The sequence below is a fragment of the Ureibacillus sp. FSL K6-8385 genome, from assembly GCF_038593155.1.
Classification (GTDB): Bacteria; Bacillota; Bacilli; order Bacillales_A; family Planococcaceae; genus Ureibacillus; species Ureibacillus terrenus.
Genome location: NZ_CP151968.1, coordinates 2,743,418 through 2,761,593, shown reverse-complemented (window position 1 = coordinate 2,761,593; position 18,176 = coordinate 2,743,418). Strand labels below are relative to the sequence as shown.

Below are 18,176 nucleotides of genomic sequence, written 5' to 3'. Positions count from 1 at the left end.
ATGCGATTTAGTGTGTTGGCAAGTGGCAGTACAGGAAATGCCATCTACGTAGAAACAGACGAACATGCCTTTTTGGTGGATGTCGGATTGAGCGGCAAAAAAATGGAACAGCTGTTTTCCAAAATTGGCCGCGATCTTAGAAAATTAACGGGCATTTTGATAACCCATGAACATAGCGATCACATTAAAGGGTTGGGCGTCATTGCAAGAAAATATCAAGTGCCGATTTATGCGAATGAAAAAACGTGGAGGGCATTGGATGAACTGGTCGGCAATATTCCGCTGGATCAGCGATTTTTGTTCAATATGGAATCAATAAAATCCTTTGGCTCATTGGATATTGAATCCTTTGCAGTATCCCATGATGCGGTGGACCCGATGTTTTATGTGTTCCATGAAAATGGCCGCAAGCTTGCCATCATTACAGATACCGGTTATGTAAGCGACCGGATGAAAGGATTCATCCGGGGCGCGGATGCATTCGTGTTTGAAACCAACCATGATATCAACATGTTGCAAATGGGGAAATATCCTTGGTCAATCAAGCGTCGCATATTAAGCGATGTTGGACATGTTTCCAACGAAGATGCGGCAGTGGCCATGAGTGAAGTGGTTGAAGAAAAACCGACCCATATCTATTTGTCCCATTTAAGTAAAGAAAATAATATGAAAGAGCTTGCCCGTATGACTGTTAAGCAAGTATTGGCTTCTTACGGCATAAAAGAAGGGGAATTTTTGCATTTGCATGATACGGATGCGGAAGAGCCGACATTGCTTGTTACTGTATGAAGAATTGATGGGCATAAAAAAATAATTTTTGGGTGTCTCGAAAGTTTTTGACTTTCAAGGCACCCTTTTTTATTGATTGAACGTTTTTGTTAAAATTTGATTGTATCGTTCATAATGAAATTATGATTTTTTCTTTATTGAATTTAGCAAGGGTTTTTTCATGTAAATTTCATTTTAAAGTTGTATTATATTTACGATAGAGAATGAAAGGGGAAGGACTATGAGTTTTTATCAAAATAATAATGACCGGAATGAGTCAGATAAAGATGTTTCCTATTCTCCTTTACAGGAAAGGTTAAGACGCGAAGAAGAGGAAAGGATGTCCCGGCAGCAAAATAAAAGAAGGCCAGGGGTTTTTGGATATTACTTCAGCGGTTTTATCGGCGTACTTGTAGGTGCCCTTTTAGTCTGGTTTATGATTCCTTCTCTGGTTGGAGAGGATTCAGGTAGTTCAATCAGCCGGACGGACAATGATACGCCGAAAATTACGCAATCGGCTACGGAAGTTACAACGGATGTAACAAAAGCAGTCGAGAAGATGTCGAAAGCGGTTGTAGGAATTACAAACATTCAGGAAGTGGCAAACTTCTGGACGCGCCAATCACAAGAAACTGAAGCTGGCAGCGGTTCAGGGGTCATTTATAAAGTGGATGGAAATAAAGCCTATATTGTCACAAACCATCATGTAGTGGAAAACGCGAAGCAATTGGAAGTGACATTGGCTGATGGAACAAAGGAAAAAGCGGAATTGGTCGGCAGCGATATCTGGACAGACTTGGCCGTCATTACCATTCCAAGCAAAAATGTGGAGACTGTTGCGCAATTTGGGAACTCTGACGTATTAAAACAAGGAGAAACGGTGATTGCCATTGGAAATCCATTAGGAATGGATTTTTACGGCTCTGTCACAACAGGGGTGATTTCCGGAAAAGACCGTTCCGTTCCTGTCGATTTGAACGGTGATGGAACAGTGGATTGGGAAACGGATGTATTGCAAACAGATGCGGCCATCAACCCTGGCAACAGCGGCGGTGCTTTAGTGAATATCGCCGGAGAAGTAGTCGGCATCAATTCCATGAAAATTGCGGAAGACAGGGTTGAAGGATTAGGCTTTGCAATTCCGATCAACACGGTCATTCCGATCATTGAAGAGCTTGAAAAAAACGGAGAGGTTAAGCGTCCGGCGATGGGAATCGGATTAATGGATTTAACGGACGTGCCATCCTTCTACCAAAAACAAACGTTAAGATTGCCTGACAATGTGACAACAGGTGTTGTTGTTTCAGAAGTTGTACCTGGTTCCCCTGCAGACCGCGCGGGAGTCAAGCAATATGACGTCATTGTGGAAATGGACGGACAAAAAATTGAAAACTCCATTGATTTGCGAAAATATCTATATAATGAAAAAGAAATTGGAGATACTTTGAAAGTAAAAGTATATCGTTCAGGTAAAGAGATGGAGTTGAAATTAAAATTAACGGAAGGCAGCCAATTATAATTTGTGGATAAATTCGGGTTATCCACACGAGTTTGTTCACAAAAGAGCAGGAACAAAAAGTTGATTGTTTCCTGCTCTTTCTTTGTTTGTTACAATGTTTTGTGGATAAAATAAGAAAAATGTGAATAACTCTGTGGAAAAATGCGTTCAAAAGGAGGGCATGAAAATGAACATATTTTGCTGCGAAATGCATGTAAATCATGCGTTAGATGTGGTTGTTGCTGAAACGAAGGAATTTCCCATTTTAGAACAAGTGAAAGAAGAAGAAAAGTTATCCACAAAATGCGAGTATTGCGAAAAGGAAGCAAAATATCTTGTATCAAGAAAATAACTTTACACAAAATGTAGATTTGTTTTGTGGATATGTGCAAAACTTTTGTGGATAACTTGTTTATAAATGCTTTTTTCATGTGGATTCCATGTGAATTTCTAAAAATTATCATTAGTTGAACAATAATAGGTATGGACGGTAAAAGGTGGAGAAGATGAACATTTCGATTATTTCGGTAGGAAAGTTAAAAGAAAAATATTTAAAAATGGGAATCGATGAGTATGCAAAGCGCCTTTCGGGGTATGCCAAAGTGGATTTCGTGGAAGTGGCGGACGAAAAGGCTCCTGAACAGCTGAGCGAATCCGAAATGGAAATCGTGAAAAAGAAGGAAGGCGACAGGATTTTATCGAAAATTCCTAACGGCGCCTATGTTTATGCCCTTGCCATTGAAGGAAAAATGAAAAGCTCGGAGGAATTTGCGGAAGGGTTGGAAAAATTGATGACATATGGCACAAGCAAAGTGGCCTTTGTCATCGGCGGATCCCTTGGTTTACATAAAGATGTCTTAAATCGGGCAGATGAAAAAATCAGCTTCGGCCGCATGACCTTCCCCCACCAGCTCATGCGGCTCATCCTATTGGAGCAAATCTACCGCGGTTTCCGGATTATGAAGGGGGAACCGTATCATAAATAAAGGAAAAAGCAACAACTTACATTGGTAAGTCGTTGCTTTTTATTTTAAAGGATTATTCCACTTCATCATGACTGATATGCATATCGTAAATGAAAAGCGCGCTTTCATCATCTTTGATGCGTCTTAATTTTTGGACTACCGTTTCAAACAGTGATTCTTCCTCAACCTGCTCTTCAAGGAACCATTTCAGAAAGGAAATCGTAGTATATTCTTTTTCGCTTTCCGCAATATCGGAAAGATTATAGAAACGGCTTGTTACCACTTTTTCATGTTCCAACGCCTTTTCGCAGGCATCCAGCACGGATTCGTATTCATTGCTTGGATCGCCAAAGCCTGTAATAATCGCTTGTTCGCCGCGATCTTGAAGATATTTGTAGATTTTCATTCCGTGCTCTCTTTCTTCTTCTGCATGTTCCAGGAAAAATTTCGCGAAACCATTATAATTCTGGCTTTCACAGTAGGAAGCCATCGCAAGATAAACATGGGAAGAATAAAATTCATAATTCATCTGGTCATTTAATGCTTCCACCAATGTGGGAGACATTTTGGTGCTTGCGCTTCTTTGTAAATTTGTCATAGGCTATCATCCTTTCTTAATTAGAGTCAATAGTGCATCAAGTGCAACTATGGGTTTCCTCCATTATGATGGGTCCAAGACATATAAATCATGTACAGGAAATTTTTTACGTTTCTATATATACCTTCTCACATAATCTTTCATAGAGGGTGGCAAATTTATTACGAATTGAAGAATATTTTATAAACTCCTTTTTATTCCTGATGGCTAACGCTTGATCTAAATAATAAGAGATGCTTAGCATTTTTAGCATGCATCCGATTTCGTCCAGCAATGCTTCATTGGTCATCGCTTCTTCCAATTCATCCACAGGCAAAAATTCCTCTTGGGAATCGTTGATTTTGACGAGAATAAACCAGCCGACATCCACGATATATTTTTTCCGGTTTGTAATGGTCAACAGATCCCCTTGTTCAAGAAAAACCGGGTGCAAGACGAGGTTTTCCTTTTTATAGCCCTGACAAAAACATTGAAATTCAATACCGCGATTATCTGCTACAATAAAATTACCCACCATTGATGCCTCCAAACCATTTTCTAATTATCAAACATAAAAATAATGCAGCAATCAGGTTCTTTTATGATAATGATAATCGTTATCATGAAAAGAATCAATAAATCATCATTGAAGTATGTTCATTTGAAACGGGACAGGATTTTAATATGCGAAGCTGAAAGGGAGTTAAAAACGTTTGGAAGGAGTGGTAACATGACAGAAAAAGCAAAATATCGAACTTGGATCCGGGTTTATAAACTGGTGATTTTTATTGGGATGGCCCTTATCCTGCTGGATGCCTTATTTTTGCCGATTGAATTGTACTTGAAAGTGGTTGCGGTGATTTTGGCGCTGCCGTTTCTTTATATTTCCTTTTTGCTTCTCTATTCCATTTATCAATTTTCTCCAATAGGCGGAAATTATCAATCCAGGATTCATGATTTCATTGTTTCCAAAGTCGATTGGGATGGAAAAGGAAAAGCGTTGGATATCGGTGCGGGCAATGGATCACTGATCATTAAATTGGCGAAAGCATTTCCCGAAGGCGCTTTTACCGGAATTGATTTTTGGGGAAGAGGTTGGGGATATTCAAAAGAACAATGCAAGCGGAATGCGGAAGTCGAAGGTGTTTCTAATCGGGTTAAATTTTTGAAAGCAAGCGCTGCCGATCTCCCTTTTGAGGATGGGGAATTCGATTTGGTTGTAAGCTGCCTCACTTTTCATGAAGTGAAAGATTCCAAAAACAAAACGGAAGTGGTCAAAGAGGCATTAAGAGTGTTGAAGCCGGGTGGTAACTTTGTTTTTTTGGATTTGTTCGGGGATGAGAAAATTTTCGGCGATGAACAAGCGTTCTTGGAAGAAATAAGGGCACAGGCGTCCAATCTGGAGAGCTGTAAACTGGCCGATGCCGTCCAATTGCCTAAGCTTTTGCTGCACAAAAAAGTATTGGGGCATGCAAGAATCTTAAAAGGGAAAAAATAAAAGCCGAACAAAAAGGGAGAGGCCTCCATGATATATGGCCTCTCTCTTTCAGTTTGTCATTGGCCGGGTTAACGGATTCCCTTTCTTCCACCGATTATTTTTTATGTGTGGAAGTTTCGTCCAATGACAATCTGCCGTCTTCCATTCGATAAACTTTATCGCAATACTCAAGCATACGTTCGTCATGGGTTACCATGATGGCTGCTTTATTTCTTAGTTTTGTTTCTTTTGCAATCAGTTGGACGACTTCAAAAGCTCTTTTTGAATCCAGGCTTGCAGTCGGTTCGTCTGCCAGGATGATGGATGGATTGTTCATAAAGGCGCGGGCGATGGCGGTCCGTTGCCGTTCTCCCCCGGACAATTGTTCAGGGAATTTTTTCAATTTTTCCCCCAAACCGAGTTCTTGCAACAATTGAATGGCATATTGCTTGTCCTCTTTCGTCACTTTTCCGGCCATTCTTTTTACGACAAGCAATTGATCAAGCACATTTAAATAAGGGACAAGATTGCTTGTCTGCAAGATGAAGCCTATTTCATGAAGGCGCACTTTGGCCAAATCTTTCGGTTTGATTTCATGAAGGTTTTTGCCGTTCAGAATGACCTCGCCTTGTGTAGGATTCAAGAGGGCCCCTGCAATTGATAAGAATGTACTTTTTCCTGAACCTGATGGACCAATGACAGCAATAAATTCTCCTTGTTCCACTGTCAGCGATACATCATTCAGGGCTTGGACTTCATTTTCTCCTTGTTTGTAAATTTTAGAAACGTTTTTGAATTCCAAAACAGGCATTATTCTACCCTCCCTATCGCTAGCAGTGGATCAATTTTTACAATTCTGCGGACAGAAGCCAGTGATCCTAATGTCGAAATCAAAATCAATAAAATGGAGTATAAAATGACCAGTTTCACGTCAAGCGCAAATGGCATTTCATCCGGCAGAATGAGGGCTGTCACATAAGTCAGCAAGATTCCGATGATTACGCTCGTCAGTGACAGCAAGAACACTTGGGAAACAATGATTTTGGCAAGGAAACGATTGCTAGCCCCAATAGCTTTCAAGACGCCGAATTGATTGGATTTTTGCAATGTGAGTACGTAGAAGAAAACACCCAATACAAATGCTGAAATGACCAAAAGGAATGTCAGCATCATCATGATGGTGCCGTTTTCCTCTTTATAACCGGGCACTCCTTGGATGGCTTTTGCCTTTGTTACGATTTCAATATTGTCAAATTCTTTGTTTAACTTTTCAGCATTGATGTTTTCCCCTTGCATTACAATCGCATTGACCGGTTTTTCGACACCTTTGTTTGAACCGGGCGCTGCAAACTGGATTGCTCGCCATTTATCTAAAGTGGTAAATATGGCCGGCAAGTGGTTGTATGTTTCATTCGTCACAAACCCGACAATTTTCATTTTTTCCAGTGATCCTTCAATTTTTAACGTGTCCCCGACTTCATAACCTTTTTTCTTCAAGGAATCATTGGCGATAACTTCCAAAGGCTGATCTTTTTGAAGGGGTTTTCCTTCAACAATTTCAGGTTCTAGGAAGCTGCCGGGAATCACTCCTATAATAGAAACGTCCACTTTTTCATTGTCGGAAGATGATTCATTGATGACTGTCAACGATGTTGCCCCTACTGGCGACGCATCTTCGACACCGGATTGTTGTTTTAAATCGTCGACCAATGTTTCGCTGATTACGGAGCGGCTCATGGAAGCTCTTGATCCTTCTTCAAATGCAACATAGTCGGCATCCATATTTTTTAATGTGGCGGCACTTAATGTGGTAAGGCCGTTACCGAGACCGCAGAGAATAAATACGAGCCATGCAATGAGAACGGTAATTGCCCCGATCAGTAAAAAACGCAGTTTGCTGTGCTTTAGCTCTTTGATTGCGAGATACAATATTTGTCCACTCCTTATCGGTATTCTAAATGGTCATGTATGACTATTACGAGTATATTAGTATTTTTGTGAATAGTCAATCTTGACTATTTGGGCAACAGATAATAATCTGTTGTCAATTCTAGAGAAAATAGGAACCATCCCATGTGCCCATTTAAAAGATGTGTGGAAATTAATCTGCGTGATGAAGTTTCTGGATGGTTTTTTCAAGAAAGGCAATTTCCGCTTCCAACATTGCAATTTTATGTTCAACGGCCAAGTTCACTCCGAACCGTATTTCGTGTGCCGGGGTCTGTTTAAGTGATTCCATCATTTTTTTGTTCTTCTCCAATCGTTCTTTTAAGGAGGAAATCACCTTTTCCATTGGAAGAAAGTCTATAAACATCAACCCGATATCGCCTTTATAATGAACCGTTTCTGCAGACGAGAGATTTTCAATGAGCAATTGATAAAAATATTCCCGGCCTTTCTCGTTGATGGAATAAACTTTCCGCGTAGGCCGGTTTCCTTCTTGTTCTAATTGGATGTCGATATACCCTTGTTGATGAAGTTTATCCAAAGTGGCATAGGCGGTCGGCTTTTTCATATCGGTTACTGTATTTAAGTTTCTTTCAATGAATTCATTGATTTGATATCCGTGCTGGCTTTGTCCCATAAGCAACCCGAGCAATATTAGAGAGCGATGTTTCATGAAATCCGCCTTTCATTTTGGAATACAAAGTATATTTTCCCGTAAATTTTTTTCATAGTCAAATGGGCGTCATCCGGGGAAGCCGGAAGGACATATCGTGAGCGAATCCAATGCTTTTGATTGGTTTCCGGTTTGAATGATTAACTGTTGCATCGATGAAATTTGTTTTGCATTATGTTGCAATAGCAATTGATGCGTTTTCATATTGTTCATCCGTCAATGCTTTCACAATAAAATGTGCTACATCCGCCCGCGGAATGGTGCGCGAGTTTTTTGGCACCCCTTCTTTTGCTTCCCTGTACTTTCCGGTGAAAGGATCATTTGTTAACCCCATAGGCCGTACAATCGTATAACTCAATTCATTCGATTTAATATAATTCACTGCATTGCGATGGTCGGCGAGGGCATGTTTCAACATTTGCATCACCATTTTTCCGCTGATTCCCGGAATTTCCCCGTCAATCCCCGCGGAAGCCGTGTAGATGATTCGTTTGACATGATGTTTTTTCATGCCATCCACGATATTTTTTGTCATTTCTTCAAGTTCCGTCGATTTTTTCATCCCTTTGCTTGACCCTAGACAGGATACGACTACATCATGGCCTGCAATTGCTGCAGATACTTCTTTTTTATTGAAGGCATCGCCTTGTATCACATGTAACTTTTCATGTTTGAGTTCCATTTTGGATGGGGTGCGTACAAATGCAGTTACTTCAAAGCCCTTTTCTAATGCTTGCTTTACAACCTGTCGGCCGACGCCACCGGTTGATCCAAATACGATCACTTTCATAAAAATCCTCCTTTTTTTATTCCGATCCACTACAGGGTAAATATTCCTTGTTCATCAATTATAAGATCGAGTTATTTAAGATGCCAGTTGAGTATTTAAAAGATTATAGGCAAGATTTTTCATAAGCAAAGATAAAAGCGTGCTTAAAAATTCATATGCAAAAAAAGTCGCAAGATGTTGATTGTACATCATTACGACTTTTGTAAGATGGGAAAACAAACATTTATTGATCTTCGATTACAATGTACGTTGCGTTAACCGGTCCATGGACCCCAACAATTAAGACAGATTCAATATCGGCAGAATTGCTTGGCCCTGACATAAATAAAATGCAAGACGGCAGTTGTTGCCCCTTTTCAATTTGCTGATGGATTTTTTGGGCAGCCTGCGTCATTCTTGGCACAATGGTGCTTTTTGGGATCAGCACGATCATGTTTTGCGGCAGAAAGTTCATGGCGCGTCCCCGTTTCGGATGGCTGCACAGCATGGCCGTTGCAGATTCGGCCAATGTCATTTCGCTGATAGTAATACCGATGTTTGCCTGTTCCGCTTGCCGTATGTTTTCTTTCGGCGTATCAGGATTCCATTCATAAACCTTTATGCCTGTTTCAGGCCAAATTTCCATCAATTTTTTGACGCCGAATTTTTCAAATCGTTCATCATTCCACGTGATGACCGACTCTCCGCCGAAATCCGTTACCACTTGTTGAAGCACATTCGGCAAATTGGCAGTATCCGTTTGGACAAAGGTTGTATGAATATTTTGGCACTGTTGTTTCAATACTTCCACCAGTTCATCTTGAGACGCATTTTTTAATACTTCAAGCTGCGGAGCGTGCTTCCAAACCGGACGTTCCACTTTGGTTTTGACAGGGCGGCCGAGGCTTTTGGCAATTTGATTTAGAAATTCATCGCGATTTTGAATGGTCATGATTTCTCCCCTTTCTGGCGCTGCTTCATCCAATGGCGGAAGCTTTCTTTATTTGGGGCAGGGAAATCCCGCACTTCCGTCCATGCTTTTAGTGGCCCTGGTCCGCTTGTGATTTTGTCATCTCTTGCAAAAGGAGACATGATTGGTGAAGCGACTTTGGCTGCCACATTAAAGAGCGGCGAAGAGGATGCCCCCAGCCCAAACGCTTTCATGATTAGACGTTCTGAAATCGGCGCCTTCCCTTCCTGTTCCACAATTTTTTGGCGATGCAAATGCAATAATTGATGCAACGGGATTTTTACAGGGCACACCTCTGTACAAGCACCGCAAAGGCTTGAAGCATACGGCAATTCTTTGAAATCTTCATATCCTCCAAGGAGCGGCGATAAAACAGCACCAATCGGACCGGAATAAATGGACCCGTAAGTGTGGCCTCCTACATGGCGATATACCGGGCAAACATTGACGCACGCTGCGCAGCGGATACATTGAAGTATCGGCTGGAATTCGCTTCCTAAAATCTTCGAACGTCCATTATCTACAATGACTAAGTGGAATTCTTCAGGGCCGTCCGTTTCGTATTCTCCTTTAGGGCCTGTCAGCAATGTGACATAGCTTGTTAATCGCTGGCCGACCGAGCTGCGTGTTAATAAACTGACAAGCACTTCCATTTCCTCAAAAGTCGGCACGATTCGTTCCATTCCCATCACAACGATTTGGGTTTTTGGCAAGGCCGATACAAGGTCGGCATTTCCTTCGTTTGTAACAAGCGTCACTGTGCCGCTTTCCGCAATGGCAAAGTTGCAGCCGGTAATGCCGATATCTGCCGTTAAATATTCCTGGCGCAATGTTTTGCGGGCAAAAAGCGCCATTTCTTCAGGCTGCTCCGATTTGTCATAGCCCGCTTTTGCAAAGATTTCCCGTATTTGGCGGCGGTTTTTATGCAATGACGGCACAATGATATGTGAAGGTGGTTCGTGGTCATTTAATTGCAGAATGAACTCCGCAAGATCGGTTTCCACCACTTTGCAGCCAATTTCTTCCAGCTCAGCATTTAAATTGATTTCTTCCGTTACCATCGATTTGGATTTGACGATTTTTTTCGCCTGTTTTTGGGTGGCGATGTTTTTTATATAATCCGAAGCCTCTTCTTTCGTTTTAGCGAAAAATACATGGCCGCCCCGTTTTTCCACATTTTCGCTCAATTCATAAAGATAGGCATCTAAATTTTCTAGAACGTGTTTTCGAATTTCTTCTCCATGGGCCCGCCATTCTTCCCAGTTCCCTAATTCTTCTACGCGGGCTTGCCGGCGGGTTTGGAACCGGGCTTGTGCAGCGGAAATGGCGCCGCGCATAAAGCTATCGTTTAAGTTTTTCTCCACACGTTCTTTGAATTGTTCATCACTTGTTTTCATAGCCATCATAAATCCCCCCTCAGCGACTATTTAATACTTCTGCAATATGCATGACGCGAATCGGTTTTCCAGTGCGGCTGATTCGCCCTCCGATATTCATGAGGCAACCGGCATCCGCACCAACTAAAATATCCGCTCCTGTTTCTTCGATATTTCGCACTTTTTCATCCACCATTTCTCCGGAAATATTCCCCATTTTCACAGAGAATGTACCGCCAAATCCACAGCAGCGTTCTTTTCCTAGAAGTTCAACATATTCCAGCCCTTCAACATTTTTGAGTAATCGGATGGGTGCATCTTTGACTCCTAAAAGTCTCGTCATATGGCATGATGTATGATAAGTGGCTTTGCCTTTTAATCGGGCTCCGACATTTTCAATTTTTAAAACGTTTACAATAAAGTCGGTCAATTCAAAGGTTTTATCTGCTAAACATTGAGCCTTTTGTTCCCATTCCGGATCCCCTTTAAAAATATGCGGATATTCTTTGAACATATATGCGCAGGAACCGGATGGCGTTACAACATATTCCGCATGTTCAAATGCTTTAATCATATTTTTCATTGAACCTTTTGACTCTACTACATACCCGCTGTTATAAGCCGGCTGTCCGCAGCAAACTTGTGATGTTGGGAAATCGATTTCACAACCAAGCCGTTCAAGAAGTTCCACAGACGCCTTTCCTACATTTCCTTGAAACATATCGACAAGGCATGTCACAAATAATGAGACTTTCATTATGAATCCCTCCAAATCAACAGGTCATCAGATGACTAAAATGCTATCATATTTTTTTAAATTCTACTATAATTTTTTGATAATACAAAACATAAAAAGGGCAGAAGTCGGATAAACTTCTGCACTTTGCCTTATTCTGCCATATCGAAATATTTCATTAAAATTTTTTCTACGTTATTCAAATGGGAATACATGGCCAGTTCTGCAAGTTCAGGATTTTGCTGTTTGATAGCCAAAAAAATCTGCATATGTTCATCATAAAGTTGTTCGAGGGTGGTCTGTTTCGAAAACAGCCAAATTCTCCTTGTTTCCCTCATCAATTCAATCGTGAGGCCGGAAACCTGGTTTAATAAATTCGGCAATAGTGGATTATGGGAAGCATTTGCGATAGCCATATGGAATTCAAAATCCACCTTTTCACCAAGTTCTTCATCCCCTTGCACTTCTTTCATTTTCTCGAGAATCCCCTCTAAGATCTCAATATCTTCTTTTGTTCTGTTTTTTGCGGCGCTTCTAGCAGTGCCGACTTCGATGATTTTTCTTAATTCCAGCAAATGGGGAACGTTTTCTTTATGGTTAAGGATGGCAGTGGACAGTGGAAAGTCCAGCTTTTGTTTGGGAAAATCTTTTACAAAAGTGCCGGATCCCTGCTTCACTTCAATGAGCCCCATTGCTTTCAAAGCGGCCAATGCTTCACGGACAGCGGATCTGCTTACCTGTAATTGCTCCGCCAAATATTCGACAGAATCTAATCGATCGCCCGGTTTTAATTCGCCGGAACGGATTTTTTCATAAAGTATTTCGCAAACTTCTTCATAAATTTTTTTTGTTTTCACTTTTGCAAGTTTCAAATGGTCCACCTCGTTCGTTGTGTGAAATCCACGGATTATTATGTTCATTATACATAAAGAACATAGAAAAATCTCCACTATTACAAAGACTTTGCAAAGCGCAGAAAAAATTGTCGTTTAAGTAAAATAACATTGAATTTTATAAAAATTCAATTTATAATCTACGTCATAAGGTCATCAGATGATTTGATGGGGGATAATATAAACAAGTATTGGGGGAAAAAGAATGACATTTACACAAAATTTTACAGCCGTCGGTAACAGTTTAGGATGGACAGCACTAGTTGCAACTATTCCAATTTTATATTTTTTTTGGGCTCTTGCGATCAAAAAAATGAAAGGTTATATGGCGGGGCTGACCACTCTGATGATAGCCGTTGCTATTGCGGTCATAGCATTTAAAGTGCCAGTGACTACAGCGATGGCTTCTGCATCACAAGGCGCTGTATACGGAATTATTCCGATTGGTTGGATCATTATTACATCGGTATTTTTATATAACTTGACTGTAAAAACAGGACATTTTAATGTGATTCGTTCGTCGGTGTTATCAATTACAGCGGACAGGCGTATTCAGGCAATTTTGATAGCTTTTTCTTTTGGAGCGTTTTTGGAAGGCGCGGCAGGATTTGGCGCTCCCGTTGCAATCACTGCAGCGTTGCTTGTTGGGTTGGGATTTAAACCATTGCAGGCGGCGGGTCTCTGTTTAATTGCGAATACAGCTCCGGTGGCATTTGGCGCAATCGGGGTGCCGATTACGGTAATGGAAGGGATCACAGGAATCCCTGCTTTGGAAATATCGAAGATGGTTGGACGGCAATTGCCGCTCATCGCTGTATTTATTCCATTTGTATTAGTTGTCATTATGGTCGGTTTTAAAAGGGCTTTGGAAGTATTACCGGCCATTTTGATATCAGGAATTTCATTCGCGGTGGCACAATATTTGAGTTCCAACTATTTAGGTGCGGAATTGCCGGATATCGTTTCATCATTGGTTTCATTGATCGCTTTGACGATTTTCTTGCGCTTCTGGCAGCCAAAAAAAAATTTATCGTTTTGAAACGGATCGCCAAGTGGAGGATACAAAAAATCATTATTCTGGTGGACAAATTTTAAGGGCCTGGTCTCCGTTTATTGTACTAACGCTATTTATCTCTGCTTGGGGAATTCCGTCTTTCAAAAAGGTGTTATTAGGTACATATGAAGGGGGGAACGCATTTTTAACGATTGTCAATAAAGTTGGGAGTGCGTTCACGTTCTATCCGGAAGTGCCGTTTTTACACAATGTCGTCATTGATGGTTCGACCGGCAAGGAAATTGCGGCGGTTTATAAATTTGAGTTATTAGGTGCCGCGGGGACAGCCATTTTACTTGCCGCAATCATTTCCAAATTTCTATTAAAAGTTTCCTGGGGAAAATGGGGAAAAACCTTCGTGGAAACCATCAATGAAATAAAATTCCCATTGCTTACGATTTGCTGTGTAGTCGGTTACGCATATGTGGCAAATACAGCCGGAATGATGACGACTTTGGGATTAGTGTTAGCAAAAACGGGAGACTTGTTCCCGTTCTTCTCGCCGGTACTTGGTTGGATTGGTGTATTTGTAACAGGTTCCGACACTTCTTCAAACGTACTGTTTGCCAAACTGCAACAAGTAACCGCCGATTCGATTGGAATGGATCCGGTTCTTGCGTTGGCAGCCAATACCTCGGGCGGGGTTACAGGAAAAATGATTTCGCCGCAAACATTGGCTGTAGCCGCAGCGGCGGTTGGATTGATAGGAAGAGAATCGGAGCTATTAAAATTCGCTTTAAAATACAGTTTAATCCTTCTCCTAAGCGTTTGTATCATTACATTTTTACAAAGCACCGTACTCACATGGATGATTCCGTAAGTTCTGAAATCCTGACAGTATAGTCTGAAAAGATATTGATGCTTGCAATTTGAAGAAATGGGGGAGAACTTATGAAAAAAATAGAGAAAATTTTGGTGGCAAACCGAGGTGAAATTGCCATCCGCATTTTTCGCGCATGTACCGAATTGAAGATCAAAACGGTCGCCATTTATTCCTATGAAGATAGTGGTGCCATCCATCGTTTTAAAGCGGATGAATCTTATTTGGTGGGCAAAGGAAAAAAACCGATTGATGCTTATTTAGATATCGAAGGGATTTTAAGAATAGCTAAAGAAGCGGATGTGGATGCAATTCACCCGGGATATGGCTTTTTATCGGAAAATGTAGAGTTTGCTCGCCGTTGCGAAGAAGAAGGGATCATCTTCATTGGCCCAAAATCAAAACATTTAAGCATGTTTGGAGATAAAGTAAAGGCTCGCGAACAAGCCATCGCTGCAGGAATTCCCGTCATTCCGGGCACAGATGGGCCGGTGAAAAGTTTGGAAGAAGTTGAACAGTTTGCGGATACATACGGCTATCCAATCATGATTAAAGCGGCTCTTGGTGGTGGAGGCAGGGGAATGCGCCTTGTGGAAAAGGCAAGCGATTTAAAAGAGGCTTATGAACGGGCCAAATCCGAAGCAAAAGCGGCCTTTGGTTCCGATGAGGTTTACGTGGAAAAAGCCATTGTGAAACCAAAACATATAGAGGTTCAAATTCTAGGCGACATAGAGGGCAATATCGTGCATTTATATGAACGGGATTGCTCGATCCAACGCCGCCATCAAAAAGTGGTGGAGATTGCGCCGTCCATATCCCTTTCAGAAGATTTGCGCCGCCGCATTTGCGAAGCGGCCGTGAAATTGATGAAAAACGTGGGGTATGTGAGTGCGGGAACAGTGGAGTTTTTAGTAACGGGCGATAATTTTTACTTTATTGAGGTAAACCCGCGCATTCAAGTGGAACATACCATTACGGAAATGATTACAGGGATTGATATTGTTCAGGCACAAATCAAAATTGCGGAAGGTCATGGGCTACATAGTAAAGCAATTCAGATTCCTGAGCAAGAAAAGATTCCTTTATTTGGATATGCCATTCAATCACGGATTACAACAGAAGATCCGAAAAACCATTTTATGCCGGATACAGGAAAAATTATAGTGTATCGATCATCCGGTGGTTTCGGTGTCCGTTTAGATGCAGGGAACGGTTTCCAAGGCGCGGTTGTTACTCCTCACTATGATTCATTGCTTGTGAAACTATCTACTTGGGGAAGAACTTTTGAAGAAGCAGCACAGAAAATGGATCGCAATTTGCGGGAGTTCCGTATTCGAGGTGTGAAAACCAATATTCCGTTTTTAGAAAATGTTGTAAACCATGAGAAATTTCTAACCGGCCAATTTGATACAAGCTTTATTGATACAACACCTGAATTATTTGAATTCAAAGGGCGGAAAGACCGGGCAACCAAACTGTTAAGCTATATCGGAAATGTTACATTGAACGGCTTCCCGGGAATCGAAAAACGGCCAAAACCAATCTTCGTTCAGCCCAATATTCCGACTGTACCTGAAAAAAAGGTATCCGGAACAAAACAAATTTTGGATGAACAAGGAGTGGATGGACTGATCCAATGGATTAAAGCCCAGGATGATGTATTGCTTACTGATACAACATTCCGGGATGCCCACCAATCGCTCCTTGCCACACGCGTCCGTTCAAAAGATATGTTTGAAATTGCCCATGCCACAAGCCAATTGATGAACGATTTCTTCTCCCTTGAAATGTGGGGGGGTGCAACTTTCGATGTTGCGTATCGCTTTTTAAAAGAAGACCCTTGGGATCGGTTGGAAAGATTGCGCAAAAAAATTCCGAATATCCTATTCCAAATGTTATTTAGAGGAAGCAATGCGGTAGGGTATTCCAACTATCCGGATAACGTCATCCGCGAATTTATTAAATTATCCGCTCAGTCCGGTATTGATGTATTCCGCATTTTCGATTCATTGAACTGGGTAAAAGCGATGGAAGTGGCCATCGATGAAGTTCGCCTCAATGGAAAAGTGGCAGAAGCGGCTATTTGCTATACGGGCGATATTTTAGATGATGGAAGAGCAAAATATACGGTGCAATATTACAAGGAAATGGCCAAACAATTAGAACAAGCCGGCGCGCACATTTTAGCCATTAAAGATATGGCAGGTCTGCTCAAACCAAATGCCGCTTACCGTTTAATTTCCGAATTGAAGGAAACAACCGATTTGCCAATTCATCTTCATACCCATGATACAAGCGGAAATGGTATTTTCGTTTATGCGAAAGCCATTGAAGCCGGAGTTGATATCATTGATACGGCATTAGGTTCCATGGCCGGTTTAACTTCCCAGCCAAGCGCCAATTCGCTTTACTATGCTTTAAGCGGCGAAAAACGGCAAGTCAAAGCGGATATTGAATCCCTTGAAAAACTGTCATACTATTGGGCGGATGTGCGCAAATATTATGTGGATTTCGAAAGCGGTATGAATGCCCCTCATTCAGAAGTGTATGTACATGAAATGCCTGGCGGACAATACAGCAACTTGCAGCAACAAGCAAAAGCTGTTGGGCTTGGAGATCGATGGGAGCAAGTGAAGAAAATGTATTCCCGCGTCAATTTAATGTTTGGCGATATTGTAAAAGTAACGCCATCTTCAAAAGTTGTTGGCGATATGGCCCTCTTTATGGTGCAAAATGATTTAGATGAAGAAAATATTTTTGAACGAGGGGAAATGCTTGACTTCCCAGATTCCGTCATAGAATTTTTCCAAGGTTATCTGGGACAGCCTTATGGCGGATTCCCAGAAAAATTGCAAAAGCTCATACTAAAAGATCGCAAGCCAATTAAAGTGCGTCCCGGTGAACTGCTTGATCCGGTTGATTTTAGTAAACTTGCTGTTGAGCTGGAAGAAAAAGTTGGATTCAAACCGACTGAGAAAGATTTAATCGCCTATGCACTGTATCCAAAAGTATTTGAAGAATACGCAAAAGTGCGTGACCAATATGGTGACATTTCTGTATTGGATACGCCGACATTCCTATACGGTTTACGCCTGGGCGAAGAAATTGAAGTAGAAATTGAAAAAGGAAAAACATTGATTATTAAATTAGTGTCCATTGGGGAGCCGCAACATGATGGTACACGGGTGATTTACTTTGAAATTAATGGCCAACCTCGGGAAATTATCGTACAAGATATGACGGTGGAGGTAAAGGGTAATAAAGCCATCAAAGCGGATCCATCCAATCCAAATCAAATCGGTGCAACGATGCCGGGTACCATACTGAAAGTGGTAGTATCTAAAGGCAGTCCTGTCAAACGGGGCGACCATTTATTGATTACAGAAGCCATGAAGATGGAGACAACTGTGCAAGCGCCAAAAGACGGTGTGGTAAAAGAAATTTACGTCAAAGAGGGAGATTCCATTTCTACAGGCGACCTATTAATTGAAATTGAATAATCAACAATAAAAAGAAGATGATTTAAGTCAGCAAGGATGTCGACTTGCTGGCTCATAAAGTTTATGGAATAATTTGGAATTTAGAAAATTGAAAAAATCCCAATATTGTTGCATGAAATCCTCCTTTAATAGAAAAGATAAAAATGTAAGGAG

The 18,176-nt window shown here is 41.2% G+C and carries 16 protein-coding genes and 1 pseudogene; 7 read left to right on the top strand and 10 right to left on the bottom strand.

Annotated elements, in window-relative coordinates; genetic code table 11:
• The 4 genes from NST62_RS13770 (at nucleotide 1) to rlmH (ending at nucleotide 3,252) form a co-directional block, all read left to right on the top strand.
• A complete protein-coding gene (locus NST62_RS13770) occupies nucleotides 1–789 on the top strand; it encodes an MBL fold metallo-hydrolase (protein ID WP_141602106.1) in 789 nt (262 codons plus the stop codon).
• Between the two features lie 220 nt (nucleotides 790–1,009).
• Entirely contained in the window at nucleotides 1,010–2,287 is a 1,278-nt protein-coding gene (locus NST62_RS13765; RefSeq protein WP_141602067.1) for a S1C family serine protease, read from the top strand.
• Between the two features lie 166 nt (nucleotides 2,288–2,453).
• Nucleotides 2,454–2,618, top strand: coding sequence for a CxxH/CxxC protein (locus NST62_RS13760; protein WP_342462986.1), 165 nt, complete (start codon nucleotides 2,454–2,456; stop codon nucleotides 2,616–2,618).
• Between the two features lie 154 nt (nucleotides 2,619–2,772).
• Nucleotides 2,773–3,252, top strand: a complete 480-nt coding sequence (rlmH, locus tag NST62_RS13755; RefSeq protein WP_342462985.1) for a 23S rRNA (pseudouridine(1915)-N(3))-methyltransferase RlmH — start codon at nucleotides 2,773–2,775, stop codon at nucleotides 3,250–3,252.
• A 52-nt stretch (nucleotides 3,253–3,304) separates the two neighbouring features.
• Here the strand turns inward: rlmH and NST62_RS13750 are convergent, their stop codons facing one another.
• Both NST62_RS13750 and NST62_RS13745 read right to left on the bottom strand, forming a co-directional pair.
• Nucleotides 3,305–3,796 carry a ferritin gene (locus NST62_RS13750; protein WP_141602105.1) on the bottom strand — a complete coding sequence of 164 codons (492 nt, stop codon included), beginning with the start codon at nucleotides 3,794–3,796 and terminating at the stop codon, nucleotides 3,305–3,307.
• 139 nt (nucleotides 3,797–3,935) lie between these two features.
• Entirely contained in the window at nucleotides 3,936–4,346 is a 411-nt protein-coding gene (locus tag NST62_RS13745; protein ID WP_328219984.1) for a hypothetical protein, read from the bottom strand.
• 192 nt (nucleotides 4,347–4,538) lie between these two features.
• On the opposite strand from NST62_RS13745, the gene NST62_RS13740 reads away from it, so the two are divergent.
• Nucleotides 4,539–5,306, top strand: coding sequence for a class I SAM-dependent methyltransferase (locus NST62_RS13740; protein ID WP_141602063.1), 768 nt, complete (start codon nucleotides 4,539–4,541; stop codon nucleotides 5,304–5,306).
• 94 nt (nucleotides 5,307–5,400) lie between these two features.
• On the opposite strand, the gene NST62_RS13735 is transcribed toward NST62_RS13740, so the two are convergent.
• From NST62_RS13735 to NST62_RS13700, 8 genes are all read right to left on the bottom strand, one after another.
• On the bottom strand, nucleotides 5,401–6,096 hold the full coding sequence (locus tag NST62_RS13735; protein WP_141602062.1) for an ABC transporter ATP-binding protein: 696 nt from the start codon (nucleotides 6,094–6,096) through the stop codon (nucleotides 5,401–5,403).
• Nucleotides 6,096–7,214 (bottom strand): ABC transporter permease, encoded by a 1,119-nt coding sequence (locus NST62_RS13730; RefSeq protein ID WP_328219985.1) that lies wholly within the window; start codon nucleotides 7,212–7,214, stop codon nucleotides 6,096–6,098. Before NST62_RS13730 ends, NST62_RS13735 begins: the two co-directional genes overlap by 1 nt.
• 172 nt (nucleotides 7,215–7,386) lie before the next feature.
• The gene (locus tag NST62_RS13725; protein WP_141602060.1) at nucleotides 7,387–7,905 is read right to left on the bottom strand and encodes a PadR family transcriptional regulator; all 519 of its coding nucleotides are present in this window, start codon (nucleotides 7,903–7,905) and stop codon (nucleotides 7,387–7,389) included.
• A gap of 172 nt (nucleotides 7,906–8,077) precedes the next feature.
• On the bottom strand, nucleotides 8,078–8,695 hold the full coding sequence (locus NST62_RS13720) for an NAD(P)-binding oxidoreductase (protein ID WP_141602059.1): 618 nt from the start codon (nucleotides 8,693–8,695) through the stop codon (nucleotides 8,078–8,080).
• 223 nt (nucleotides 8,696–8,918) lie between these two features.
• Nucleotides 8,919–9,626: a lactate utilization protein C gene (locus NST62_RS13715; protein ID WP_141602058.1), complete on the bottom strand. Its 708-nt coding sequence runs from the start codon at nucleotides 9,624–9,626 to the stop codon at nucleotides 8,919–8,921.
• Complete coding sequence (locus tag NST62_RS13710; RefSeq protein ID WP_141602057.1) at nucleotides 9,623–11,047, bottom strand: LutB/LldF family L-lactate oxidation iron-sulfur protein; 1,425 nt, start codon at nucleotides 11,045–11,047, stop codon at nucleotides 9,623–9,625. Before NST62_RS13710 ends, NST62_RS13715 begins: the two co-directional genes overlap by 4 nt.
• A gap of 13 nt (nucleotides 11,048–11,060) precedes the next feature.
• The gene (locus NST62_RS13705; RefSeq protein WP_342462984.1) at nucleotides 11,061–11,777 is read right to left on the bottom strand and encodes a (Fe-S)-binding protein; all 717 of its coding nucleotides are present in this window, start codon (nucleotides 11,775–11,777) and stop codon (nucleotides 11,061–11,063) included.
• Between the two features lie 131 nt (nucleotides 11,778–11,908).
• A complete protein-coding gene (locus tag NST62_RS13700) occupies nucleotides 11,909–12,628 on the bottom strand; it encodes a FadR/GntR family transcriptional regulator (RefSeq protein ID WP_141602055.1) in 720 nt (239 codons plus the stop codon).
• A gap of 226 nt (nucleotides 12,629–12,854) precedes the next feature.
• Between NST62_RS13700 and NST62_RS13695 the strand changes: the two are divergent.
• A pseudogene (locus tag NST62_RS13695) lies at nucleotides 12,855–14,523 on the top strand (L-lactate permease).
• A gap of 71 nt (nucleotides 14,524–14,594) precedes the next feature.
• Complete coding sequence (gene pyc, locus NST62_RS13690) at nucleotides 14,595–18,023, top strand: pyruvate carboxylase (protein WP_342462983.1); 3,429 nt, start codon at nucleotides 14,595–14,597, stop codon at nucleotides 18,021–18,023.
• The last annotated feature ends 153 nt before the right edge of the window (nucleotides 18,024–18,176 follow it).